This window comes from Dyadobacter sp. HNCC25DJ183 (assembly GCF_056895175.1).
In genome coordinates this window covers 24,816-48,425 of sequence record NZ_JBXHAP010000009.1, presented here as the reverse complement: position 1 = coordinate 48,425, position 23,610 = coordinate 24,816, and the positions used below count along the sequence as shown (strand labels likewise).

Sequence of the window (23,610 nt, the reverse complement as noted above, 5' to 3'; positions counted from 1 at the left end):
TCTATATTAATTCGTATGCTTTCAGTTGCGCCCTGATTTCTTCGGGATTATTAAACATCAGGATATCAATTATTGATAACCAAGGTACGAAAGCATTTTTAAATTGGATGTAAGGGCTTGGAAGACTTTTAATGAAGTCGAGCTTTATACCTTCCCCTTCAAATTTACTTTTATCGTACAATTCCATGCCACCAATCGGATTGATATAATGTCTGGCGCCTTCTTGTTTGCAAATGTCCAGAATTCTATCCTGTCCTTTCAGGTGTGTATTGTTATAGATTGTTGAAGAAGGAATGATTTCGGTGTCAACTTCCATGTATGCGCAGGTTCTCTGGAGCGCGTGCAGGGTCAGTTCATAGATTGTTCTGACATCTAAATTTACAATTTCTTCTGTCAGATCAAAAGCCTTTTGATAATAGGGGGCTTTCTGATAGGATTGTTGTATCGTTTTCAGCAGTTTCTTCTGCCAGGCTTCTGTTTTCAGGAGCTCTACTTCATTGATGAGCTTGTTTTGACTGGCATCTTTCAACGGGATGGTAAAAAGGTGCGGTTTTCCCGAGACCAGAATGTTGTTCCTGTTGATCCAGCCTTTGTTGATGAAGTTGACATCGTCATAGATGATGAACTTGTCAACCGCATTGATCAGCTGAAAATACCCTATATATGGAAATATATAAGGCTGCATGATAGCAATAGTCATTGGACACTATTTGAGTTTGCGAAGGTAATAATCCTGACCTTTCACATCCAGGTTCGTCATCGTGGTATCAGAGCCGAGCCTGATATCTGTTGGCAGCGCTTTGATTTTGCTGGTGTCGTTGATTACACTTTTTGCATAAAAAAGGTAGTCGGCTTCTTTGGGGATAGGTTTCAACCCTTGTTCAAAAGGATTGATCGTGATGAGCTTTCTTGTTAGTTTCTCGCCGTATAATGGATACTCAAAGTCGTCATTGATCGTAGCCAGGGCGACTGTTGCATTTTGTGGCACAATTGAATCAAAGGCTTTATATGCTTTCGTGATATCGGGCCGCGCGATTGTCTGGAACTCAATGCGATCCGTAGTAAGTGCCGACTCGTGTCCGTAAGCAGGTAAAGGCAGGCAGCGCACATTGAGGTATACCGCCATAACCGCGGAAATGCAAGCCAGGACAACAATGGTAAGAATGTAGCCTTTCCAGATATTTCTTCTTGGCTTGATGATGGACAAACGGTGGTTTGAGAAAAGCAGCAGCAAAAACAAAACGCCAAATACGCCAGTCTCAATAAAATACCGGCCTTTGAATGGATCGTAAGGTGCAGAATAGGATAGTGTTGCAAAATGCAGACAGAATGCGACTGCCAGAAACCAGTGAACGCGCGATCTGAAAACCCTGACAAGTACCAGCAAAATGAGCGGCAAAATCAATGCAAAACCAAATACGCCCCAGTAGGGATTTGCATTGTAGTTGGCAAAACGCCGCTGCATTAAAAATGGCACAATTGAGAAGTCGGTTTCTTCGTCCAGCCGCATGTGCAGTTTGTCTTCCAGCGTGGCGATGGGTTTTCTTATTGTTGTATTCAAATTATAACCCCATTGCGCATTCCGTATCCCGTCAAGATTGAAGAAATCGTATGCATACCTGACCACGTTGCGACTACCCTGCTCAAACAAGTTAGACAATGGACCGGCACGTTCCACAGACTGGTGTCTCAGGGAAGTCGGCGGACCAATAGGGTGACCGAAAACCATGATGTTTTTGATATAGCCTGTCGGAAAGGTATAAACCAGCAGCGCAATAGCAATGGAACAGGCAAGCCGGATAAAACGGGTAAGGAATGTTTTGAAATCCGGTGCTATGAAAACTGCGTAAAGCATCACTACGAAAACAGGCGGCAGCAGCAATGCAAACGTAACTTTATGACCAAAAACAATACCGAAAACCATCCCTGAAAGATATAGGTACTTGTTTTGCCGCGTTCCGTAATAGGTAAACAGGTAATAAAGCAGGCAGCTCAGGTAAGCTGTCATCACGATATCTGTTTCGGTAGTTACTGCCTGCATCAGGAAATTCAGGAACATGCTGTAAGCCAACGCACAGAAGAAACTGGCTGATAAATTCCGTCCAATGCGCTGTGCAATCCCGAAAATAGCGACCAGCGTAATGTAGTAAGAGGCGTGGTGGATCAGTTTGAAAGCGTTTTCGAATTTCCCACTGATCAGATAACTGTAAATCTGAATAGCGGTAACGCTTTTAGGATAGGTATCCATATTCCAGTTGGTACCCCCAAAATGCGCCATTGTTCCGTGCTGAATGTACCTGACTGCACGGTTAAGGTGACCTGTCATGCTATCCCATTCATTTGGGACTGTAAACAGTACCAGGATCAGGTTGGTAATGCCAACAACTGCCAGCGTTCCAAACATGATGATGAAAACCGTTTTCAGATACGGCGAGAGCTCTCTTGTCCAGAGCTTGAAGGTAGTAAGGCGGCTCGACAGGATTTCACGTACGGAATATCCCGGCTGCGCTGTGCCCAACCTGGCCCACAGCAGGTACTGCAGCAGTAAAATGATGAAGTTACCCGATATCCAGGCGTAAATATTGGCTGTGAGATCAAGTGCCGAAAGCAGGAATCCATTAGGGATTACCGTGCCTACAAACAGTACAAAGCAGGTAATGATCCACTCTGAAAGTGATGGTTGAGCAACCCTTTTTGCAACAAAACCAACACCGTATAAAAAGAGGAAAAAGGTAAGCCAGTAAAAAAGTACCATGCGGTTATGGTGATAAATGACCGTTAATGATCCCGGATATCCGCTCTATATCAGAGTAAGGGAGACCAACATACAACGGCAAACTTAACACTCTTAATGCTATATCTTCAGAAACCGGGCAGGCAAATTGCCTTGGCATGAAAGAAAGCGTGTTTAATGAAGGATAAAAATAGCGGCGCGGAATGATTTCCTGCTCGCGCAATGCATCCATTACCTTGAACATCACTGCTTCCGAAGGAAACACGACGGGGTAGTATGCATAGTTATATTCAATGTCTTTATTAATAACCGGTTTGTAGAGTACGTCCCAGTTCAACAAACTGTCATAAGCATCAAAAACCTCCTTACGCGCCTGGATAATTTCAGGAACATGCGGCAGATTTACCAGGCCCATTGCAGCATGGAATTCTGAATTCTTGCCGTTGATACCAGCATATAAATAAAGGTCATCGCCCTGGTGTCCAAATGCACGAAGCAAGTGCAGCTTACTGTCAAGCTCGGGATGATTGGATATCAATGCACCTCCTTCGATCGAATGGAAAACCTTCGTCGCGTGGAAACTGCATGTACTTATGTCGCCGAATGCAAGGAGTGACTTTCCTTTGTAGGTTACTCCGAATGCATGTGCGGCATCGTAAATAACTTTGAGGTTATGTTTTTTGGCAATTACCTCGATCGCTTCTACGTCGCAGGGATTACCATAAACATGCGTAGCCAGGATCGCCGAAGTAGCCGGGGTGATCGACGCTTCTATGAGCGCCGGATCTATGTTAAAGGTTTGTGCATCGATATCGACAAATACCGGCGTACAATTTTCCCACAAAATAGCATTGGAAGTAGCGCAATAGGAGAAAGGTGTGGTGATAATCTCACCTTTCAGTTCAAGCGCCTTAATCGCAATCTGAAGAACAATGGTCCCGTTCCCGCAAAAATAAAGGTGATCAACGTTGAGATACTTCTTTAATTCTTTTTCAAGCGTTTGAAGTTTCGGGCCGTTATTGGTAATGTAACCGCTTTCCCAGATTTCCCTGACGTGCTTAATATACTCTTCCTGGTCGGGCAGGAAAGTTTTAGTGACGTTAATCATTCACTACATGTTCAGTTTGGCGAATGGAAAAATTAAGTTGAGGGCGAATATATCCAGGCCATTTGCCATACCAGGTAACATTTTCACGATAGTCCTCGATATCAAATATCAGTGCCTCTTCCATGTTATAAAGGACGGTGCTAGTATCTTTTACAATCATCATTGAAACAACATAAGAACCGTCATTCAGGAAGTTGCCAGGCAGCTCGCAAGTTGCACTCACTAAACCTTTGGCGAAACTTTCGGACTGCGTTCCTACATTAAAGATGCATTCACCGGTAAAGGTGTATAAATGCATGCTGAGGTTCAGGTTTGCGCCTTCCTCCATATTCCAGAATTCAAACTGGAAATTAATTGGGGTACGGACGTCAATATGGGTCAGATCATCCTGGTACTCGGGAAAGAGCTTGAAGCTTTTTACACGAACCTGATCATTTCCGGGCGCACTTTCAATATTATCCCAATGCTTTTCAAGGCTCTTGTGCGAGACTTTACTCAGGTAATTGGTTACAATATGCGTGGTTTCCCCCTGATCTATCAGCCTGCCTTTTTCAAAGTAGAATGCTTTGTTGCAAAGTGCCTGTATTGCAGTTAGATTGTGGCTCACGAAAATGAGTGTCCGGCCACTTTCTGAAACATCACGCATTTTGCCGAGACATTTCTTCTGAAATTCCGTATCACCTACTGCCAGTACCTCATCTACGATCAGGATCTCAGGATTAAGGTGGGCCGCAATTGCAAATCCCAGCCTCACGTACATTCCGGAAGAATACCTTTTTACCGGAGTATCAAGGAATTTTTCAACACCTGCGAAATCAACAATCGCATCAAAGGATTCCCTGATTTCACTTTTGTTCATTCCCAGGATAGCGCCGTTCAAAAAGATGTTTTCGCGCCCGGTCAGCTCAGGGTGAAATCCGGTACCTACTTCCAGCAAGCTGGCAATGCGGCCTTCAATCTTGATCTGTCCTGTGCTGGGCTCGGTAATCCGGCTGAGAATTTTGAGCAGGGTAGATTTACCCGCGCCGTTGTGTCCTACAATACCGATCCGGTCGCCCTGATCGATACTGAAGTTGATATCTTTTAATGCCCAGAATTCTTCTTTCTCAGAAAAACCATCCTGTGCTTTCTTTCTTGGAAATATCTTGTCGACCGTGTCCGTAACAACATCACGCAGGCTTGAAGACCCACTTTTGCGTTGGTGGTCGATGATATATTTTTTACTGATGTTTTCAGCTACAATTACAGGCATGCCCAGGTGTAATTTTCAGATGTGATCCACAAACGTGTTCTCTTTTCTTCGAAAATAGATCAAAGATAATACGAGAATCAAAAAGGAAATGATCACCGTTGAGTATAAACTTTGTGGATTGAAATACGATTTTTCTCCCAGTAAACACCAGCGAAAACCACCGATAATGCCCACCAGGGGATTCAGATTATAATACTTTTCAAACCAGGTATCTTTGACAAGCGAGCTTGGGTAAGCTACCGGCAATATGTACATCCCAACTTGAATCAGGAACGGGATCAACTGGCCGATGTCACGGAAGCGCACATTCAGCACCGCGAAAAAGAGCCCGAAGCCCATTGACGTAATAAATGTAAGTAAAACGAAGAAAGGAATATATATGATCTGCCAGCTGATCGTATAATCAAAGAATGGAGTAAGTACGATAAAAATGCCCAATGCGATCAGAAAGTCTACAAATCCGACTGCAATGGAACTGAGCGGCATCAACAGCCGTGGAAAGTACACCTTCGATACGAGGTTTGAATTAAGCAGGATACTGTTGCTGATCTGCTGGAATGTATTTGAGAAGAAAGTCCAGATCGTAAGCCCGCTTAATACCATCAAAGGATAGGGGATACCTGGGTCACTGTCGATTTTGGCAACATAGCTGAATACAAAAACCATAACGGTCATTGTCATAAAAGGACGAAGTACGCTCCATGCCACGCCAAGCAATGTTTGCTTGTAACGGACAGAGATATCTCTCTTAGACAAGATCCACAAGAGCTGTCTGTGCATCCAGAGATCTTTCCAATAGTCCTTTTCAGAACCGCCTGCTTTGATTGTAATTGTGTGTTGCGCCGCCATTTTTTACGCTCTCTCTATGCTAACCTTGGTAGCAGGAGTACTGAATACTGTTCTTAAATAAGTAAATATCAATGCGATCAGCAAGCCCGACAATGCGCCGATCTTAGCATTACGCTTGTCTTCTGCTTTCATATCCAAAGGCACCTTGATACCTTCGATTTCTGTAAATAACGGTGCCTCCCGAACAAGCGACATCTGCATTTTTTCTGCATTCGCCATTGCTTCGTAATAAAGCTGCTGCAGGAATGTCGATTTACGCTCCATGCTGTTTGTGGAGACTTTCGCCTCCGGCAGCATAATCTGCGTACTGTAATCCATTTGCTTAGCCAGCTTGTGCTCGGCAATTCCGAGTACCCTGGCCAGAGAGTCTGCACGGTGCTGAAGCAGGCGCAGTGTTTTTCTTGTTTTTTGCGTCTGGTTCTCGGTATACATTTCTTCTACCGTTTTCAAAAGCGTAGTTACCCAAAGTCCCGCCAGAGCCTCATTCTCCATCTGCGTAGATAATGCGATGAAAGAAGATTTCCTGTCAAGAGAGGCGATCTCAGTCGCATCGGCCGCTTTCTTAACGATTTCGTTCAATACAATTCTTGAATTCCTGTCAAGCTTTTTCAAATCGTTTGTCTGAAAATGAAAGTTCTGCAAGTCAGGTCTTTCTTCCCAGTCCGAAGTTTTAATGCCGCTGGAATCGATAAAGAAATTGGCAAAAATCTCTTTCTTACCATGAATGTCCACTTCCTTCATCAGGTTCCTTTCGAGTACCGGACGGGATTTAACAAAATAGAAGAAGTTCTCACCGGTAAAGATGTTGGCGTCAGGCGCTGTTCCAAGTCCGAGTAGACCGGCCATATCACCTAAACCCGAAGCCTGGCTTCCTCCACCCAGGTTAAAAACAACATTTGCTTCGTACTTGGGCGCTTTTTTAATATAAGTGTCCATGGCATACCCGATCCCGAAGCCGATAATGGGCAGAAGCAGGATCATTTGCCAGTTACGAAGGATCGCATCCTTCACAACGATCACCTTTGCGACAACTTCCTTTGGAGATAGTTCATCGTCAGGAATTTGTTGCCTGTGCGGAGGTGTGAGTGTTTCAGCCATTATCTAATTGAGCGAAAAGCCAATACTGTTACTATTAATCCCATTACTGAACTTAACAAGCCTGTGGCGGTTGATATTGCCTGTTGCGTATTCAGCTGAGGCGCTGCGCGAACTGGCACAAAAATCTCTGATCCCGGTTCAACTTTCGGATAAACGTTGAAGAAAAGGAATCTTCTTGTACGGTCAATATTTCCATTCGGGTATTTAATGTACGAGCTTTTCCGCAACGATTGAACTGTGAAGCCTCCCGATTGTGAGATATAGTCCGTAAATGACATTCCCTTGCCGTATTTCACGGTAGTAGGATAAAGTACGGATCCAGCCACCTGAACAGTTTCAAGGCGTTTTGGTATCCTGATAATGTCGCCTTCCTGTACGATCAGATCTTCAAACGATCCAGGATTTTTCAGAATGTTCTTTAAAACAATACCGATTTTTTCTTCTTTCACATTAGGCTGATCTCCGAGTATCGTGCCTTTCTTGATGCTCTGCTCGGTAATTGCAGCCTGGTCAAAGTCAGTAGGCTCTTCAAGGTCACGGACGATCGTGCGGCGAAGCAATGTGGCACCTTCGGGATAAGCCAGTTCTGTTAATCCGCCTGCTCTCTTGATGATGTCACTGATCTTGTCATTTTTATTGATGATCGTGTACGGACCTGTTACCAGCACTTCTCCCTCTACAAACACAGTTTGCTGCTCTACATAATTAGGAGATTTACGAACGATAACCTGGTCAAATGGCAGCAATCTGAAATTTGTTGCTTTGCTGTTGAGTGACAAATCACGGTTCAGGTCAAACTTGAAGACTTCTGAGATCTGGGCATTTGCAGTACCAGCTACTCCGTTACGCTTACGTCTTACCACTTCTACTTCAGTCGTATATGCAGATTCTTTAAGGCCGCCTGCCTGTACCAACGCATCTTCCAATGTCATTTCTGATGTGTAAGGGAATTTACCCTCATTGACACCGACTTTGGTATTGTTAACTTCACCTTCCACACTCACATAAGCAGATTCTGCCATATCGAATTTCGAAGGCACAATCACCTGGTCAAGACGGGTGAGGATCAGGTCCGGAACTACGTTGTTGATCAGATCAGTGTAGTTCATGGAGATATTTTGCAAGGTAAGATCATCCCTGGTCCGCAGAATGCTGATCCGGCCGATGAATGCATCTTCACGCAATCCCTGCGCATTTTCTATCAATACCTTCAAAGACGGGCTGTTATCCAGCGAATACTCGCCCGGCCGCATGACAGCACCTTCAATGGTCACAATGTTTTCAAACCTGTCGAGTACAGTTCCAACATCAATGGAATCTCCGGTAACAACGTCAAAGTTCTCGTAGTTGCCTTCTGCTACGTCCAGTAACTTTCTTTCCTTGGATGTAATACGCTGGATTTTAAGTCTAGCTCGGTATGCTTTGTCCTGAAATCCGCCTGCATATTTAAGAACATCCCCCAGCTTCTCTTCGGGTTTCAGCTCATATATACCCGGACGTTTAACCATACCGGTGATTTCTGCTCTTTTCAGGTAATAACCAACTACAATATTATCGTTGTCCTGAACACGGATATCTCCTTCAATTTTTCCATTTACCAGATAATCGTAGATATCCATGTGAGATACCACTTTCCCATGACGCACAACCCGCACATCGCGGAAAGATCCAATTTCATTAGGTCCGCCGGCCTGGTACAGCGCATTGAATGCAGAAGAAAGCGAGGATACTTCGTAAGTGCCCGGATTGATTACTTCGCCGGTTACAAACACCTTTACTGAACGAATATTGCCAAGCGTTACCATCAGTTTGGTACGTGCCGTTTCTCCGCCTGATCCCAGCAGCCCGGGAACGAACTTGGCGAATTTGTCAATCAGTATCTTTCTGATCTCCTCAATGGTACGTCCTGCCACCTGAACAGGTCCTACACGCGGGATCAGGATATTTCCGTCCTTATTGACCACGCCCTCGTAAGTGCTTTCTGCGTAATTGTAGATGTAAATGTTAAGCTCATCACCAGGACCAACTATGTAGTTTGTAGGTGTAGCCACCTGTAAATCAGGGATTGGATCCAGGTTTTTATTCGCAAAAATCGAGTAGCCGTAGATTTTCTGACGAAATGCTTCTTTTTCCTGCTCGGCAGGTGTCAGCTCGGTCGTAGTAGATGTGTTTACCTTGCTCTGATCGCTGCCTTGCTCGCCATTTTGTCCATTCTGTTTCTGTCCATTCTTTCCGTTATCATTGGACTGATTAGCAGCGTTTTGCTGATTTCCGGTTTGCTGGCTGCCATTTTGCGGATTACCCGACTGCGGATTGTTCGCATTACCCGTTGTACTACCCGGTGCGTTTCCCGTAGTGCCTCTTGGTCCGCTTTGCTGTGCGCCTCCGGGTGTTCCCTGGGAAGTAGGAGCGGTAGTTGTTGGAGCTGTGGGGGTTACCTGTGAGATCGCAGGCAGAGATAACAGAAAACTCAGAAAATAAAGAAATAACGTTTTATAACTTTTAGTTAATCTGAATCTGTTCATATGAAGAATTATTGTACTATTGAAATGCTGAAAATCCATGAAACCTATCTTTTTGACTACTATTTTTGAGTTTGGAATCCGGGCCAGCTTCGTTTTTCGATGTGTATGTGCTAGCAAAGTAAATTAGATTTTTCCTATTTTTAAAGAAATTCTATTAATCGGCCTCACCTAATCTGCGCAAAGTTATAACAGCGTAACGACAAAAAACTGAAATTATTAAAATACAATATTCAAAATCAGAAATAAGACTAAAAGAATAATTATAAAAATGGAAAGTGCAAACGTTCAATACGACGAGGATAGTATCAGGTCCCTGGACTGGAAGGAACACATACGACTTCGGCCGGGAATGTATATTGGAAAACTGGGTGACGGGTCGTCGGTGGATGATGGTATATATGTGCTTGTGAAAGAAATCGTGGATAACTCGATCGACGAGCACATGATGGGAAACGGGAAGACCATTGAGATCAAAATTTCGGAACACAGAGTTGAGGTGAGAGATTACGGAAGAGGTATTCCGCTGGGCAAGGTGGTGGATTGTGTGTCGAAAATTAACACGGGTGGAAAATATGATTCCGGTGCTTTTCAGAAATCCGTGGGATTAAATGGAGTGGGTACAAAGGCGGTGAATGCACTTTCACAATATTTTAAAGTGCAGTCGTTTCGCGACGGCAGAACCAAAATGGCTGAATTTGAGCAAGGTGCATTGCTGAAAGAGTCTGCCGAGGAATCTTCCAGCCAACGGAACGGAACGCACACGTTGTTTGAGCCGGACGGGACTATTTTCAAAAATTTCAAATACATCCCGCAATACCTGGATAGCATGATCTGGAATTATTGCTATCTCAATGCAGGACTTACCATCAATTTTAACGGTCAGAAATACATCTCTCAAAATGGTCTGATGGACTTGCTGCAAAGCAAAACAGACGCGGAATCAATACGCTATCCCATTATTCATTTAAAAGGAGAAGATATTGAGTTTGCGATGACGCACGGTAACCAGTACGGCGAGGAGTATTATTCATTCGTGAACGGCCAGTACACAACGCAGGGTGGTACGCACCTCGTCGCATTTCGCGAAGCTGTTGTAAAGGCTGTGCGCGAGCACTTCGGTAAAGACTATGCTCCGGAAGATATCCGCTCATCGATCAGTGCGGCGGTAGCTATACGTGTGCAAGAGCCTGTGTTTGAATCTCAGACTAAAACCAAGCTTGGCTCCAGTACCATTACGCCGGATCCGAACAGTACTACCGTGCGGACTTTCGTGAATGATTTTGTGAAAGAAAGGCTGGACAATTACCTGCATATGAACCCGGAATCGCGGGACGCATTGAAAAAGCGCATTGAGCAGTCGGAGCGGGAGCGGAAGGAGCTGGCGGGTATCAAAAAGCTGGCGAACGATCGCGCCAAAAAGGCGAATTTGCACAACAAGAAACTCAGGGATTGCAGACTGCATTTGACGGACCTCAAAAACGAGCTGCGCTACGAAACCACGTTGTTTATCACGGAGGGCGACTCAGCAAGCGGCTCTATCACGAAATCAAGAAATATCCAGACCCAGGCAGTGTTCAGTTTAAGGGGGAAACCGTTGAACTGCTTCGGCCTCACAAAGAAGATCGTGTACGAAAATGAGGAGTTCAACTTGCTTCAACACGCGCTAGATATTGAGAATGGAGTTGAAAACCTTCGTTTTAACCGCATTATCATCGCTACCGACGCCGACGTTGACGGAATGCATATCCGCTTGCTGTTGATGACATTTTTCCTGCAGTTCTTCCCGGACCTGGTACGTAACGGACACGTTTTTGTATTGGAAACGCCTCTATTCCGGGTCCGCAACAAGAAGGAGACTATCTATTGTTACAGTGACGAGGAGAAGCAATACGCGATCCATAAGCTGGGCAGCAAGCCGGAAATTACCCGGTTTAAAGGTCTTGGCGAGATATCGCCGGAAGAATTCGGGAAGTTTATCGGGGAAGATATGCGCATTGAGCCGGTTATCCTGCAAAAGGAAACCTCTATTCAAAAGCTGCTAGGCTATTTCATGGGCAAAAACACCCCCGAAAGGCAGCGCTTCATTATCGATAATCTGAAAATCGAAAAGAATATAGAGGAACTCGCGCTGGCCGGTTAACGGATATTATTACCAATCATTTTACAATATCATCTGTGGAATTACAGGATTTAAGAAACAGGATTGACTCACTTGACGATCAGCTGCTAACCATTTTGAACGAGAGAATGGAGCTTGTTCAGAAAGTGGGAGAGCTGAAACGTTCGTCACAATCCATTATTTATCGCCCCGAAAGAGAAAAGCAGATCCTGGACAGGCTTGAAAAACGAAATACAGGACTGCTGACGCGCCAGGCGATCGATGCCATTTTCTTTGAAATTTTTGCAGTATCCCGGAATCTGGAACTGCCTGAAAGAGTGTCTTACCTGGGTCCGGAAGGCAGCTTCACGCACCAGGCGGCCGAGAGCCGTTTTGGCGGAATGAGCGAATACATGGTTTTGCCGACGATCCATTCTGTTTTTGAAAGCGTGGAAACCGGGCGGGCCAAGTTCGGTGTAGTGCCCATTGAAAATAACCAGGAAGGGATTGTGATCGAGACCGTGGATTTCCTGCGTGAAAAAAACCTGTCCATTGTAGCCGAAGTGCTGTTGGAGGTGCATTTTACTTTTGCCTCTCAGTCCGACAGCCTCAAAGATATCAGACGTATTTATTCCAAAGACATTGCATTCCGCCAATGCGGCAAATTCATAAACGAGTACCTTGATGGGATGAATGTGGAGCTGATCCCGGTGGAATCAACTTCGAAAGCCGCGAAAATGGCGGCGGAAGAGCCAGACGCGGCAGCTATTTGCTCCTCGATCTCGGCCCGGCTGTTCGGGGTACCTACGCTTTTTGACAACATTGAAGACAGTGACCAGAACAGGACCCGCTTTCTCATTCTTGCCAAAGATTTTGTAAACATCAAAAGCGACGACGACAAAACCACGATCATCGCCAATTTGCCCAATACAAACAGGCCGGGTGTACTTTATGAGTTCCTGAAAGATTTCAATGACCGCGGAATCAACCTTACCAAGATCGAAAGCCGGCCGCTAAGAGGCGAGGCTACATTCAGGACCTGGTTTCTGGTAGAATTCCTCGGGCATATGCAGGACCCGCCAGTGCAGGAGATCATGCACAAATACGGTACGCATTTGAAATGGCTTGGCAGCTATATCAAAATATCCTGATTATTTCAAAGTCCCCCGGTAAAGCGAGGGCCAATTACCATAAAGCTCGATGGACGTTTCAGTTCCATCGGGCAAGCGTACCTGCACTACCTTGTTCGCATTCGGTGACTGAAAGCAGTCCACTGCGAGTACCGCAATCTGCTTACCATTTACAACGGAGGTGATGAAAGGCTCCTTATGTTCAATAGCGAGCAGTGCCTGTTCTTTCTTGGGTTGTTTCCAGCCGCCATTTGACTTGAATGCAAGATCTTTGACAACACCACCCGTAATCACGTCTTCCACCTGCTTGGCCATCCAGTTGCCCAGCATATAGTATTCCGTAGGGAAATCCCAGTACATAGGTGCGCCGCTGGTCATGTTTTTGCCAACCTCACTTTCGGGCGTCTTTCCGTCTGCCGCATGCCACTCATATCCCCAGCCCCAGCTGTCTTTCGATAGCTTGTATGCATTCGGATCTTTGCCCACGGGCGCACTGTCCTGCCATAGGTAGTAGCCGTCAAACAGCACCAGCGAGAAGAGAGACAAGCTCAGCGCCTGACTGGCCGGCATTAATTCTAGCTGGTTCATGATCAGCTCGCCTTTCGGGCTGGTAAGCTGGTAGTTCCAGGGGTTAATGGGGTCTTTGTATAAAGGCTGGTACTTGTTCCAGCCGTAAAAAATAAACTTGTTGTTTTTCTGATACGGTATCTGCTGGTTAATGCGCTGCGAATGCGTGGCAGAGAGCAGTACGAAGTTGTTAGGCGAGTTACCCTTTTCGTCCATCGGGAACATTGACTTCGAGTAAACATCAATCGGCACCGTGTTGAAAACAGTTCGCAGGCTTTCCCCGCTCGGCATCACGTCGAAATTGGTGTTATTTGATTTTGGCTCCTGATAATCTTTGTAAAAATCCGCCGGCTTCGCGCCACCTACTGTGTTGATGTGCGGATTGGTATAAGCGCCGCCGCCCCAGTAATCCATCAGGTACATTTGAGGATGATTTTTCTTGATCACACTTGCAAACCAGAACAGGCGCTGCTTCACATCAGGAGAATACTTCTGGTTCCAGAACTCAAAATCCAATGCATAAACACCAAAACCTGGAACACCTGCACGGGATTCAACTTCCTGTTTACTGAGCTGTGAAAACCACTTATCATCCTGATCGGCAAAGTAGTTGGGTGTAGCGGTATAATGCAGCTTGCTGGGCGGGTACTCTTTTTCAGTATTAAAAAGATAGCCGATCCCACGCTTGTAATAGTTTTCCGCAGGAACGTAATCGTTGAGTCTGAACTGCGCGACAATCTTGTTTTTGACAGGTTCAAATTCCGGGAATTTTGTGTCAAATGTTACATTCAGCCCGCGGGGAGGAGCAAACCAATCTGGAATGTTAATCCTGGTCAATGCCGATTTCGTCTGTTCGGAGACCCTACCGGAAATCCAGATGTTTTGCTGGCGTAATGAGCGGTTTTTCATTTCATTCCACCAATCATTATAAGGTGCATCTATCCAGCGGGCAGTAATGGAGTAAAGGTATCCCGGCCTCACCTCAATGCCGTTTTCCAGTCCGTTCACACCAATGCCGTCGATCATTACCACTTTGGTCCGTCCGTCCTGGTAATTGGCAAAATCTTTGAGGAAGAGCTTTCCGTCTTTCAACACCGGCCGCACATCGAGCCAGTTATCCTTGCTTCCGTGCCGGATCCATTGGGAAATATCCGGGATTTCATTTTTGATAGCTTCGTCGAAGTTGAAAGAAGCAGTGGTCTCACATCCGGGTTGCCCCAGGCTGATCACTTTAATACTTGCTTCACCTGCATTCAGATCCACTTGGGGCAGGGTAAGCCAGGTACCGTACCTGTGCGGCACGTCTGCAAACTTCTGAACCTTGCCCGATTGGGTCAGTTCTATATGATAAGGAGCAAGCCCGCCGATATTTGCCGCGAGCTCAAATTGCATTTCGGAGCCGATCTGCCGGTACCTGCGTACGACCAGATCGCAGGCATTTGAAGAGGAATCAATGGTAGTTGCAACCGGAAAATCCTTGGTACTCTCCGGATAATGCCGGTCGGTGGAAGGGCCGAAGCGGTTCCAGGCCCATAGCCCGGAACCAACCAGAAAAATGAGTATTCCCGAGGCCCAAAGAAAAAATGATTTTGACAAAACTTTGTTTTTACGTACCACAATCTGATGATTACCACCAACGATAGAAAATGCCTATCGAACCATTAAGTGATGACACTCCTTTTTCAATATAGTCATGTTTGTAAGCTGTGCCATCATATTTAACCCGCACATCCACACCCACCGATCCATCTTGCTTGAATAGGAATTTCGAGCCGAGCCCAACACCATATTTAGGCGCTACTTTCTGGTGCTGCGAAGACAAGCTGCCATAATAAAGCACATTGTCAAGAATGCTGACACCGCCGCTCACCTGAATGTAAGGCTGGATACTCGATGTTTTTCCCAGGAAATGGTAGTTACCGAACAGCTCTACCGGGTATTGCGACAAAGTGCGCGTTTGTACTGCTGAAATCGTCTCGTTTCCATTCTGATACAAAGCCCGCGGCAGTCGCTTCTGAAAATAGGTAGATCCGATTTCTCCTCCAATGGAGATGGGCGAATTTCTTAAAACCCATTCAATGGAAATGGAAGCATTCTGAAATGACGCTTTATCAATGTACGAGTCAGCGAACGAGCCCAGGGGCATTGCTCCTGCAAACCGGAGTGTTGCCAGATAGTGCGTGTACCGTTCGAAAGGTGAAGGCAATGTATAAAGTTTAGGCGCATCCTGCGCAAAAGCAGGTATAAATCCGGCCAGAAGAAAGGCTGCTATTATTAATTTTTTCATTTTCAGTTAATCTTTAAATATCCTGACTGGCCAAAAATTGAGTCCACCATCGTGTCAACATACTGCCTTTCTCCGATACCGGCACCTCTGATCTGAGCGTCCCAGATTACATTGAAGGTCTTATTGGCAGTGTTTGGATTTTTGAAATCCAGCATCGAAACCAGCCAGTAGCTTTCGGCTGTTTCATAGTAGCTGTAATAGCTGGGGTATCCGTAACCATATCCGTAGCCTCCGCCCCAGTAGCCACCGTAATACGACGAAAGCGGCTGGGAAACTACATTCAGGTAAGTGTTGGTAACCCAGGTTACATTGATACCCACATCAGGGTTGCTCTTGGGACTGACATACTTATAACCAAGGCCCTGCATCTTCGTGATGATCCGGTTCAAAACATCCCGGTCCAAATCAGTTAATGCTGTTTGCTGACGGTTATTTTCCACTACAAGCACGGAGTCAACAATGCTGAAAGTTTTGTACTGCGTAAAATTGGCGGCCTGATCGTGATTGGTAACATATACCAGAGACTCCTCAGTCGACAGGTCACTGATAGGGTCTTTTGAGCATGAAATCAATCCGAGGCCAGCTATCAGAAGGAATAACGAGGCTTTTTTTAACATTTTGGGTCTAACATTTAAATTTGATAATTAAACGAAATTTAAAATTGAACATTTTACTCAGGTGCATTCCATGTTCAACTTTTTGGCTTGTTCAGCCCTCTTTGAAGCAATGACCTGAATATTCAGAAATTGGTTGTAAAGAACTTTCTTTGCAGAAATAACGCATTAGCAACCGTCGGGCACAGAAATGTTGTTGTAAAAAGACGAATAATAAAATCATGCAATGACAGGTCGTGTTGGTCTAACAAAAATGGATCTTCGTAAATAAGGAGAAGGCATTATTTGCCATCTTTGGTTTCAAAAGAAGCAGCAGCACCTTGCATTAAATAATAGATATGGAAACAAAAGAAGAGATTTTGAGGATCATAGATGTTCTTAATGATACCTATGAAAGTGAAGAAGCCTGGTATGGGCCGTCGGTAGTGGAGGCTTTGCGGGATGTTACCCCGAAGATGGCCGAGGCAAGGTTGAGCACCAACACGCATTCGATCGCGGAGATCGTGTACCACATGACGACATGGCGGATTTTTACAGTCCGCAAGTTGCAGGGTGATGCCGAGTTTGATATCAAAACACAGGATAAAGACTGGAAGAAATTCCCGGTTGTGGATGAATTTGAATGGGAGGCGATCCAGATGGAGCTGAGCCTGTCACAGGAAGAACTGATCTCGGAACTGGAAAAGATCGAAAGCGACAGCTTCCTGGAAGATTTTGTGCCCGGGCGCGATTATTCTTACTATACATTGATTCACGGGATCATACAGCACGACGTTTACCACGCCGGACAGATCGGACTGATTAAAAAGGCAGTGAAGGGAATGCGCCTGGAAGAGGACGATGATTTTGGCGCATACAATGATCGTTCAGACTTTGATCAGGGTGCAGACTACTATTAATACTTGCATAAAATTTTGTTAAAAGTTAAAGTTGCATCGCATTTATTGTTTAAATTTTCTATTTTGCATTATAATGGATCGTTCCAGCGGAAGTGCTGCGAACATCCAATGGTGTGGATATAGACAAAAAGGCTGTCCGATATTTCGGTCAGCCTTTTTTTAAGTAGAAATGTGTGCGACATTGGGGTTATAAATATTTACTGTTCCTATGAAAATTCTAGTCGTTGAAGATGAGCCGAAGCTGGCCGGTTTCCTGAAAAGGGGGCTTGAAGAGCAATCCTGGGAAGTTGAGCTGGCTTATGATGGCCAGGTAGGCAAGAAAATGGCTTCCAATTACAGGTTCGATGTAATTATTCTCGACGTGAACCTCCCGCTCCTGAATGGGTACGATCTCGCCAGGCAGTTACGTAATGACGGGCTTTCAACCCCCATTCTTTTCCTGACCGCGCTGGGCACCATTGACGACAAACTGGACGGTTTTGAAGCCGGCGGCGACGATTACCTCGTGAAACCGTTTGAATTCAGGGAGCTGATCGCAAGGGTAAAGGTGCTCGCGCACCGCAGTACTACGCGGGAACAATCCAGCCAGGTACTGACCATCGCCGACCTGGAACTGAACCTGGACGAAAAGGTAGCGCGCAGGTCGGGCAACCGCATTGATCTTACCGCAAAAGAGTTCGCATTGCTGGAATACCTGATGCGCAACCGCGGCCGGGTAGTATCGCGGGTCGATATTGCTGAACAGGTTTGGGATATCCGGTTTGATACAGGTACCAATGTAATTGACGTGTACATTAACTTTTTGAGGAAAAAGGTAGATAAGGATTATCCCAACAAGCTGATCCACACGGTAGTTGGAATGGGATACATTTTCAAAGAAGAATGAACATCAAGGCCCGCCTTACGCTCATGTTCACCATGCTGGTGGGCTCTATCATGGCGCTTTTCTGTGTGGCGATCTACTTTTTTTATGATCAGTACAGAGAGAAGCAGTTTTACTCATTTCTGAACGAGCGGGCGCAAACGATCGCGCAGCTGGTGGAGGCGAGTAACGGGATCAGCAAGGCGGACATTGAGAAAATTGAAAAGGAGAATAAAACCATTCTCCTGAACGAAGAAATCACCATTTACGACGGTGCCGACTCAGTGATCTACATGAGCGGGGCCGACGATCTTAAAATATCCAAAGCTACCCTGGCCGATGCACGTGGCGGAAAGGAAATCAAAACCAAATACCAGAATAAGGAAGTAATTGTAATCCGGCACATTCTGCAGGATCACCGCAAACCCTGGATCGTGGTGATTATTGCCGACGATACGCTTGGTATGAACCAGCTGAACCGGCTGCGCGAAATACTTGTAATCGGCTGGCTGCTGTCGCTCATCCTGGTGGCAGTGGCAGGCTGGCAGTTTTCCAATGATGCGATCAAGCCGGTGGCTGACATTATCGCCCAGGTTAACAACATTTCAGCAGGTAACCTGCACGAGAAGGTGAAAGTGGGCAGGGAAAAAGATGAGCTGGCATTGCTGGCCGAAACCTTTAACCAAATGCTCACAAGGTTGGAAATTGCATTTGTAGCTCAAAAAAACTTTGTCTCCCACGCCTCGCATGAACTCCGAACACCGCTCGCGCTGATCATGAGCGAAGCAGAGCTCGGTTTAATGAAAGAGCGTTCTCCGGGGGAATACCAGGATGCATTAAAGGGGATTTGGGCCGAAGCCAGGGAGATGAATGGGTTAGTCAGCCGGCTCCTTGAACTCGCGCAGACTGACGAGAATGCATTTAAAGTTTCATTCAGGAAAATCAGGATAGACGAAGTACTCTGGCAGGCAAAAACGTCGGTAGAGCAAAAGAACCAGGGATATGTGGTGAAAGTAGCTTACGACAAGATCCCGGAAGACGAAGAGCAGCTGAAAAGGTTTGGAGACGAAAGCCTGCTCCGCACTGCGTTCGTTAACCTGATGGACAATGCATGTAAATATTCGGATGATAAAACAGTGAATGTGTCACTGGAAATCGTGAACAACTACATCCGGATTTACTTCAAAGATCAGGGAGTAGGGATAGCCGCTTCCGAGTTACCCTACATTTTTGATACATTCTACCGCAGCGACGCTACCAGTAATAGAGCGGGCTATGGGATTGGTCTGGCGCTCACCAAGCGCATCATCAATATGCAGGGTGCCACCATTGATGTGGAATCTGCACCAGGCTCAGGGACAACGTTTATCGTGCGTTTCCCACCTTTTTAATTCACTTTTAATTCCGTGTTAACATCACTTTAACCCCCGTTTAACTCCTTTGCATTGTAAGCAATGTGCCTGCTTCCGCGGGCTTAAAAACTGCCTTTACAATCAGAGAGAACTCCATTAAGTTAAATTGAGTTAGGTGAGTAGTAAACATCGACTGGCCTCCGGAAATTTCGGAGGCCAATTTTTTTATAAGCCGGTATCTGTCATGCGAACTGGCTTCTGTTGTTCCTCAATGCGGGTGGAAGGCAATGCTTCAGGATATTCCTGCACGATAAATTCGACCATTTTCTCACGGACCAGGCAGCGCAGGTCAAACGTTTCACCCGAGTTGCGGGCCGACATTAATGCGCGGACGACCATGAGTTGTCCCTGCGTGTCGGTTACCTGCAAAGCCCATGATTTCCCATTCCAGAGCGGAGTAGTGTCCAGTATTTCTTTCAACTTTTCCCTGAGCCTGGGGATCGGTGCGTGGTAGTTGAGCTGGAAAAACGCAGTACCGATCAGCGCACTTTCGTTTCTCGTCCAGTTTTGAAAAGGGTTTTCGATGAAATAGGTAATCGGCAGGACGATTCTCCGCAAATCCCATATATTGACAACCACATAGGTCAGGTTAATCTCTTCAATCCGGCCCCATTCACCTTCTACGATCACCACATCATCAATTTTGATAGGTTGGGTAAATGCGATCTGAATGCCCGCCATCAGGTTAGCAAGTGACTTTTGCGCGGCAAAACCGATAATCACACTGACAATACCCGCAGAAGTAAGGATCCCTACACCATATTGCCGCACGCTGTCAAAGCTGAGAAGGAGAATAGAAACGCCGATCGTCACCACGAGGATGATGACCATTCTTTTTACAAACTTGATCTTGGTAAACAGCCTGCGTGCCTGGTTGTTGTCAGGTGTATTAAAATCGAGCTGATCGACGAGGATCTTTTCTACAATGATCACAATGCGGACCACAAGCCAGGTACTGACCGCAATGAGGACTATTTTACAGATTGCAAATAACCAGGCATAGTCGGGGTAGGGTACCGCGTAGGCACGTGCGGCGATGGTCACTGCAACCATTGGCACAAAGAAAAACAGCACGTTCGTGAGGTTTTCGCGCACTGCACGCACCGCCCGCCATTGTTCCCGGGAGGCGGCGATCCTGATCAGGTTAATTAACAGCAAACTCATCACAAGGCCGACGAGCGCTGCAATCGTGAGGATCAGCCAGGGTGCATTCCTGTAATTAAGTACTTCAAGAAACTCCATTCATTGTATCAGATATCGTTGAGCCGCGCGACGATCATTCCCGTGTGCTTGGGAACCGAAGCTACATATTCAGCCAGCGGCACGTTTGACATCACCACCTTTTTGCCGCCAAGTGATGCGTGTATGAGGTAGGCACGGCTGCCGACTTTGGTGATAATGCCCATGTGGTTTACATCCAAACCTTCAATGGAAGAAGTAAATGCCACAATGTCGCCGTTGTGCAGCATTGGTTCTGCTTTTTGTATGCCGGCTTTGGGAATGTAGCTGTGTTCCCGCGTATTAATGATATTTTCCTGTTCCCGTATCTTTTCCCATACCTCGCTCTCGGCCATCGCCGGGTACAGGTTGGCGTGATTGGTCATGAAGTTGATCTCTTTTTTGAATGGTACCCCGCCTACTTTTTCGGTGATATTTACAAGCCGGCCGCGTTTTTCATTTTCGTACATCCAGTCGAGTATGTAATGCAGGCGGGATGGGTAACCGTCAATGTTACCGTCGCGGTAGCGGAGTTTGGTAAGCTCGTTTTTGTATGCTTCAAAGCTTGCGTTTTCCGACTTTGCTATGGCCAGTGCAATGACGCTCTCTACCAACGTGGTGCAATCCAGTCCATCGAATTTACAAACGAGCTTTTCTGTCGGATTACCTTCCAGGGTACCAGCCACATAGGGTGTTCCGAGGAAGGATTCGGTAATGCGGAGTACCTGTGTGCCAATGTCCCTGCTTTCAGGTAAATCCATTTTTTGTCCAAAAACTTTTTGCAGGTTCGTTTGCGATTGCGCCGCGCATGAAACTGAAATGAGAATGGATAAAGCAACAATTCTAAGCATGATGGATTTTCTGTTACGGGTAGGTGATTGAGCCGGCAATTACGTAAAAATAGTGATCAAAGGCCTATTTGCAATGCTAAGTCTGTCTGTGCGGGACTGCTTCCTGAATTTCTTCCCGCTCTTCCATTTTGCTTTTAACAGGAAAAAAGAACGCGAGCCCGTGATGAAAAAACTGCCACGCCAGGTTCGCAATGAGGTTCTTTACCTCCGCTGTTTTCGCATTCCGGGATTTTAATGCAAAAGCAATGGACAAGCCAAAACTGACAATCACGTTCATCACACCTATGCCTGCGATACCAATAATGGAATTGAAGATCAGTTCTGTTGAAACATGGTTTCCCAGTCCCGAAACGGCCAGTCCAAAGTTACCGGCGGCAAAGGTAATGTGCCGGATATCAAGCGGCAGACCGAATGTAAACCCGATCGCGGCCGTGGAGCCAAGGCACACACCCAGAAAGAAGTTACCTGCCAGACCACCAAAGTTTCGCTCGAAATAGTGCGCTACGCGATTAAGCCGCTCCTGGCCGAGCAGCTTGTTCAGTCTGCGGTGTTTCTGGATCCGCAGCGTGTATTTGTTATATATCCATTTGTTTTCATAATACCCCGAAACAAGTCCTGAAAGCATCAGGTACACACCGGCAAGCGCGGCATGCGGCAGGGCAAGGCTTTCCCAGATATTCAGTTCGGCGATCAGCCTGATCGACTTCGCGGGATCGGCGATGTGGTACTCCATTGCACGGTAATACAGCTGGTCAATTCCGTATGCTACCGGAAATGCGATCACTGCATTTCCAACCAATGAAATAAACTGGCTCCGGATCAGCCTGATCAGCAGCTGCGTGGTGGAATGCAGCCAGTTTACATTCTCTCCATTATTGCTAAGGTTGGCCGCAATGGTAGAGGCAGTCATCGCAGGCTGCTTGGTAGCGATCGTAAAACCCAGAATGTGGATCAGCATAAAGCCGAAAGAGTAGTTGAGGCTGTAAAAGAATGCCTCCCAGAAAATGGGCAAATGCTGGAAGTAGAGCCGCGTTTTGTTCGCACAAAGGAATGCAACGATTATGCCGCCGCCCAGCGCTTTTCCAAACAACTTCCAGTAGGCAGATTGATCCGAAGCGATATAGTGCTCGCCCGTTTTGGAAGTGTTTTCAATGACCTTAAATGTAAGCAGCTGCAAGTTGGTCGAGAAATGCTTCCGCAGACTGTAACGCGTATTTTCTGCATAAACAAACTCTTTCAGCAAGCCCGCGATCACCAGCCAGCGTTGTTCGTTGTCGGCAGTTTGAATGATTTCCAGCAGTTGCGTAAGCCTTTTCAGATACTGTTCAATCTGGCGTACCAGGTAAGTCAGCTGCAGACTGATGCCAAAAAGGTCTTTATGCTTGTATATATAGCTGATCTGCTCTTTGCACTGGCTGATCATAACCAGAATGTGCTTGTAATCGTTTTCGCGGACTGCGCCCCGGTAACTGGCAGAATTAAGCGTGTTTTCTACAAAAAGGATAACCTCCCGGTTGAGTCCAAGGAAAGGGGAGTCCAGATCGTCTACCCTCGGAATCTTGGAGACGACTTCCGGGTCGACACCCAGTGTAGCGGCACGCTGCGCAAGTATCAGTACGGAGTTGAGTACCTCTTTTTCCATGTGGCCGCCGGAAGTAAAATCCTGATCGGTGAACACGAGCTGCAGGAAGCCGCTCCATTCCCGGTCAGAAATGGCGCGTACCCACTGATAGTCTTTTGTATAGCAGAAAAACTGATCGAAATGCGTTCTCAGCTCATTCGGCTCCTCTACCGGCGGCAGAAATTTGAAACTTAACCTTGCCGACGCATCTGAAAAGAAGCCCTTGTTGGCCCCGATCTCCGATTCGGTCAGCAGTGACACGAACTTGGTCGATAAAAGCACGGACATGATCTCACCTGCAATCAGCGCTCTTTCATCTTCATCCGAAAACAGACTGGAAAGGCTGTCAATGAATGCATATTTGCCCCGGCGGTTTGCCTTCCACCGGTTTCGCGCCTTTTCGAGGAATCTGCTGAAGTATCCCGCTTCGTTTTGTATTAAATCTGTCCTCATATTCAGAAATTTAGCGGCTTGTAACAAAATCC

18 protein-coding genes are annotated in these 23,610 nt (G+C 46.1%); 5 read left to right on the top strand and 13 right to left on the bottom strand.

What is annotated here, in order from left to right:
• Position 1: 1 nt before the first annotated feature.
• From AC1XTG_RS21810 to AC1XTG_RS21780, 7 genes are read right to left on the bottom strand one after another with little or no spacing between them, the layout of a single operon-like run.
• A complete protein-coding gene (locus tag AC1XTG_RS21810) occupies positions 2-700 on the bottom strand; it encodes a WbqC family protein (protein WP_056285710.1) in 699 nt (232 codons plus the stop codon).
• Positions 701-706: 6 nt separating this feature from the next.
• A complete protein-coding gene (locus tag AC1XTG_RS21805; protein ID WP_484843436.1) occupies positions 707-2,755 on the bottom strand; it encodes a glycosyltransferase family 39 protein in 2,049 nt (682 codons plus the stop codon).
• A gap of 4 nt (positions 2,756-2,759) precedes the next feature.
• A complete protein-coding gene (locus AC1XTG_RS21800; RefSeq protein WP_484843435.1) occupies positions 2,760-3,842 on the bottom strand; it encodes a DegT/DnrJ/EryC1/StrS family aminotransferase in 1,083 nt (360 codons plus the stop codon).
• Positions 3,835-5,094 (bottom strand): ABC transporter ATP-binding protein, encoded by a 1,260-nt coding sequence (locus AC1XTG_RS21795; RefSeq protein WP_484843434.1) that lies wholly within the window; start codon positions 5,092-5,094, stop codon positions 3,835-3,837. Before AC1XTG_RS21795 ends, AC1XTG_RS21800 begins: the two co-directional genes overlap by 8 nt.
• A gap of 15 nt (positions 5,095-5,109) precedes the next feature.
• Positions 5,110-5,943: an ABC transporter permease gene (locus tag AC1XTG_RS21790; protein ID WP_056285700.1), complete on the bottom strand. Its 834-nt coding sequence runs from the start codon at positions 5,941-5,943 to the stop codon at positions 5,110-5,112.
• A gap of 3 nt (positions 5,944-5,946) precedes the next feature.
• Positions 5,947-7,041: a hypothetical protein gene (locus AC1XTG_RS21785; protein WP_484843433.1), complete on the bottom strand. Its 1,095-nt coding sequence runs from the start codon at positions 7,039-7,041 to the stop codon at positions 5,947-5,949.
• The gene (locus AC1XTG_RS21780; RefSeq protein ID WP_484843432.1) at positions 7,041-9,566 is read right to left on the bottom strand and encodes an SLBB domain-containing protein; all 2,526 of its coding nucleotides are present in this window, start codon (positions 9,564-9,566) and stop codon (positions 7,041-7,043) included. The genes AC1XTG_RS21785 and AC1XTG_RS21780 overlap by 1 nt, the downstream gene beginning before the upstream one ends.
• Positions 9,567-9,834: 268 nt before the next feature.
• Between AC1XTG_RS21780 and AC1XTG_RS21775 the strand changes: the two genes are divergently transcribed.
• Together AC1XTG_RS21775 and pheA are read left to right on the top strand one after the other, a co-directional pair.
• Entirely contained in the window at positions 9,835-11,706 is a 1,872-nt protein-coding gene (locus tag AC1XTG_RS21775; protein WP_484843431.1) for a DNA topoisomerase IV subunit B, read from the top strand.
• Between the two features lie 35 nt (positions 11,707-11,741).
• On the top strand, positions 11,742-12,815 hold the full coding sequence (pheA, locus tag AC1XTG_RS21770) for a prephenate dehydratase (protein WP_484843430.1): 1,074 nt from the start codon (positions 11,742-11,744) through the stop codon (positions 12,813-12,815).
• On the opposite strand, the gene AC1XTG_RS21765 is transcribed toward pheA, so the two are convergent.
• Genes AC1XTG_RS21765 through AC1XTG_RS21755 form a run of 3 tightly spaced genes read right to left on the bottom strand, consistent with a single transcriptional unit; the run spans position 12,816 to position 16,265 of the window.
• Entirely contained in the window at positions 12,816-14,957 is a 2,142-nt protein-coding gene (locus AC1XTG_RS21765; protein WP_484843429.1) for a hypothetical protein, read from the bottom strand.
• Between the two features lie 31 nt (positions 14,958-14,988).
• Positions 14,989-15,648, bottom strand: coding sequence for a hypothetical protein (locus tag AC1XTG_RS21760; protein WP_484843428.1), 660 nt, complete (start codon positions 15,646-15,648; stop codon positions 14,989-14,991).
• Between the two features lie 2 nt (positions 15,649-15,650).
• On the bottom strand, positions 15,651-16,265 hold the full coding sequence (locus AC1XTG_RS21755) for a DUF4136 domain-containing protein (protein WP_056285685.1): 615 nt from the start codon (positions 16,263-16,265) through the stop codon (positions 15,651-15,653).
• Between the two features lie 335 nt (positions 16,266-16,600).
• On the opposite strand from AC1XTG_RS21755, the gene AC1XTG_RS21750 reads away from it, so the two are divergent.
• The 3 genes from AC1XTG_RS21750 (at position 16,601) to AC1XTG_RS21740 (ending at position 19,414) form a co-directional block, all read left to right on the top strand.
• On the top strand, positions 16,601-17,161 hold the full coding sequence (locus tag AC1XTG_RS21750; RefSeq protein WP_056285682.1) for a DinB family protein: 561 nt from the start codon (positions 16,601-16,603) through the stop codon (positions 17,159-17,161).
• 208 nt (positions 17,162-17,369) lie between these two features.
• Positions 17,370-18,047, top strand: coding sequence for a response regulator (locus AC1XTG_RS21745; RefSeq protein WP_056285679.1), 678 nt, complete (start codon positions 17,370-17,372; stop codon positions 18,045-18,047).
• On the top strand, positions 18,044-19,414 hold the full coding sequence (locus AC1XTG_RS21740) for a HAMP domain-containing sensor histidine kinase (RefSeq protein ID WP_056285678.1): 1,371 nt from the start codon (positions 18,044-18,046) through the stop codon (positions 19,412-19,414). Before AC1XTG_RS21745 ends, AC1XTG_RS21740 begins: the two co-directional genes overlap by 4 nt.
• 186 nt (positions 19,415-19,600) lie before the next feature.
• On the opposite strand, the gene AC1XTG_RS21735 is transcribed toward AC1XTG_RS21740, so the two are convergent.
• From AC1XTG_RS21735 to AC1XTG_RS21725, 3 genes are all read right to left on the bottom strand, one after another.
• Positions 19,601-20,677 carry a mechanosensitive ion channel family protein gene (locus tag AC1XTG_RS21735; protein WP_484843427.1) on the bottom strand — a complete coding sequence of 359 codons (1,077 nt, stop codon included), beginning with the start codon at positions 20,675-20,677 and terminating at the stop codon, positions 19,601-19,603.
• A gap of 8 nt (positions 20,678-20,685) precedes the next feature.
• Positions 20,686-21,504 carry an N-acetylmuramoyl-L-alanine amidase-like domain-containing protein gene (locus AC1XTG_RS21730; RefSeq protein WP_484843426.1) on the bottom strand — a complete coding sequence of 273 codons (819 nt, stop codon included), beginning with the start codon at positions 21,502-21,504 and terminating at the stop codon, positions 20,686-20,688.
• A 76-nt stretch (positions 21,505-21,580) separates the two neighbouring features.
• Positions 21,581-23,578, bottom strand: a complete 1,998-nt coding sequence (locus AC1XTG_RS21725) for a site-specific recombinase (RefSeq protein ID WP_484843425.1) — start codon at positions 23,576-23,578, stop codon at positions 21,581-21,583.
• Positions 23,579-23,610: the final 32 nt, after the last annotated feature.

Excerpts from the sequence above, each read along its gene's own strand:
- AC1XTG_RS21810 (WP_056285710.1), bottom strand. The coding sequence starts at position 700 with ATGACTATTGCTATCATGCAGCCTTATATATTTCCATATATAGGGTAT.
- AC1XTG_RS21805 (WP_484843436.1), bottom strand. The coding sequence starts at position 2,755 with ATGGTACTTTTTTACTGGCTTACCTTTTTCCTCTTTTTATACGGTGTT.
- AC1XTG_RS21800 (WP_484843435.1), bottom strand. The coding sequence starts at position 3,842 with ATGATTAACGTCACTAAAACTTTCCTGCCCGACCAGGAAGAGTATATT.
- AC1XTG_RS21795 (WP_484843434.1), bottom strand. The coding sequence starts at position 5,094 with ATGCCTGTAATTGTAGCTGAAAACATCAGTAAAAAATATATCATCGAC.
- AC1XTG_RS21790 (WP_056285700.1), bottom strand. The coding sequence starts at position 5,943 with ATGGCGGCGCAACACACAATTACAATCAAAGCAGGCGGTTCTGAAAAG.
- AC1XTG_RS21785 (WP_484843433.1), bottom strand. The coding sequence starts at position 7,041 with ATGGCTGAAACACTCACACCTCCGCACAGGCAACAAATTCCTGACGAT.
- AC1XTG_RS21780 (WP_484843432.1), bottom strand. The coding sequence starts at position 9,566 with ATGAACAGATTCAGATTAACTAAAAGTTATAAAACGTTATTTCTTTAT.
- AC1XTG_RS21775 (WP_484843431.1), top strand. The coding sequence starts at position 9,835 with ATGGAAAGTGCAAACGTTCAATACGACGAGGATAGTATCAGGTCCCTG.
- AC1XTG_RS21760 (WP_484843428.1), bottom strand. The coding sequence starts at position 15,648 with ATGAAAAAATTAATAATAGCAGCCTTTCTTCTGGCCGGATTTATACCT.
- AC1XTG_RS21755 (WP_056285685.1), bottom strand. The coding sequence starts at position 16,265 with ATGTTAAAAAAAGCCTCGTTATTCCTTCTGATAGCTGGCCTCGGATTG.
- AC1XTG_RS21750 (WP_056285682.1), top strand. The coding sequence starts at position 16,601 with ATGGAAACAAAAGAAGAGATTTTGAGGATCATAGATGTTCTTAATGAT.
- AC1XTG_RS21745 (WP_056285679.1), top strand. The coding sequence starts at position 17,370 with ATGAAAATTCTAGTCGTTGAAGATGAGCCGAAGCTGGCCGGTTTCCTG.
- AC1XTG_RS21740 (WP_056285678.1), top strand. The coding sequence starts at position 18,044 with ATGAACATCAAGGCCCGCCTTACGCTCATGTTCACCATGCTGGTGGGC.
- AC1XTG_RS21735 (WP_484843427.1), bottom strand. The coding sequence starts at position 20,677 with ATGGAGTTTCTTGAAGTACTTAATTACAGGAATGCACCCTGGCTGATC.
- AC1XTG_RS21730 (WP_484843426.1), bottom strand. The coding sequence starts at position 21,504 with ATGCTTAGAATTGTTGCTTTATCCATTCTCATTTCAGTTTCATGCGCG.
- AC1XTG_RS21725 (WP_484843425.1), bottom strand. The coding sequence starts at position 23,578 with ATGAGGACAGATTTAATACAAAACGAAGCGGGATACTTCAGCAGATTC.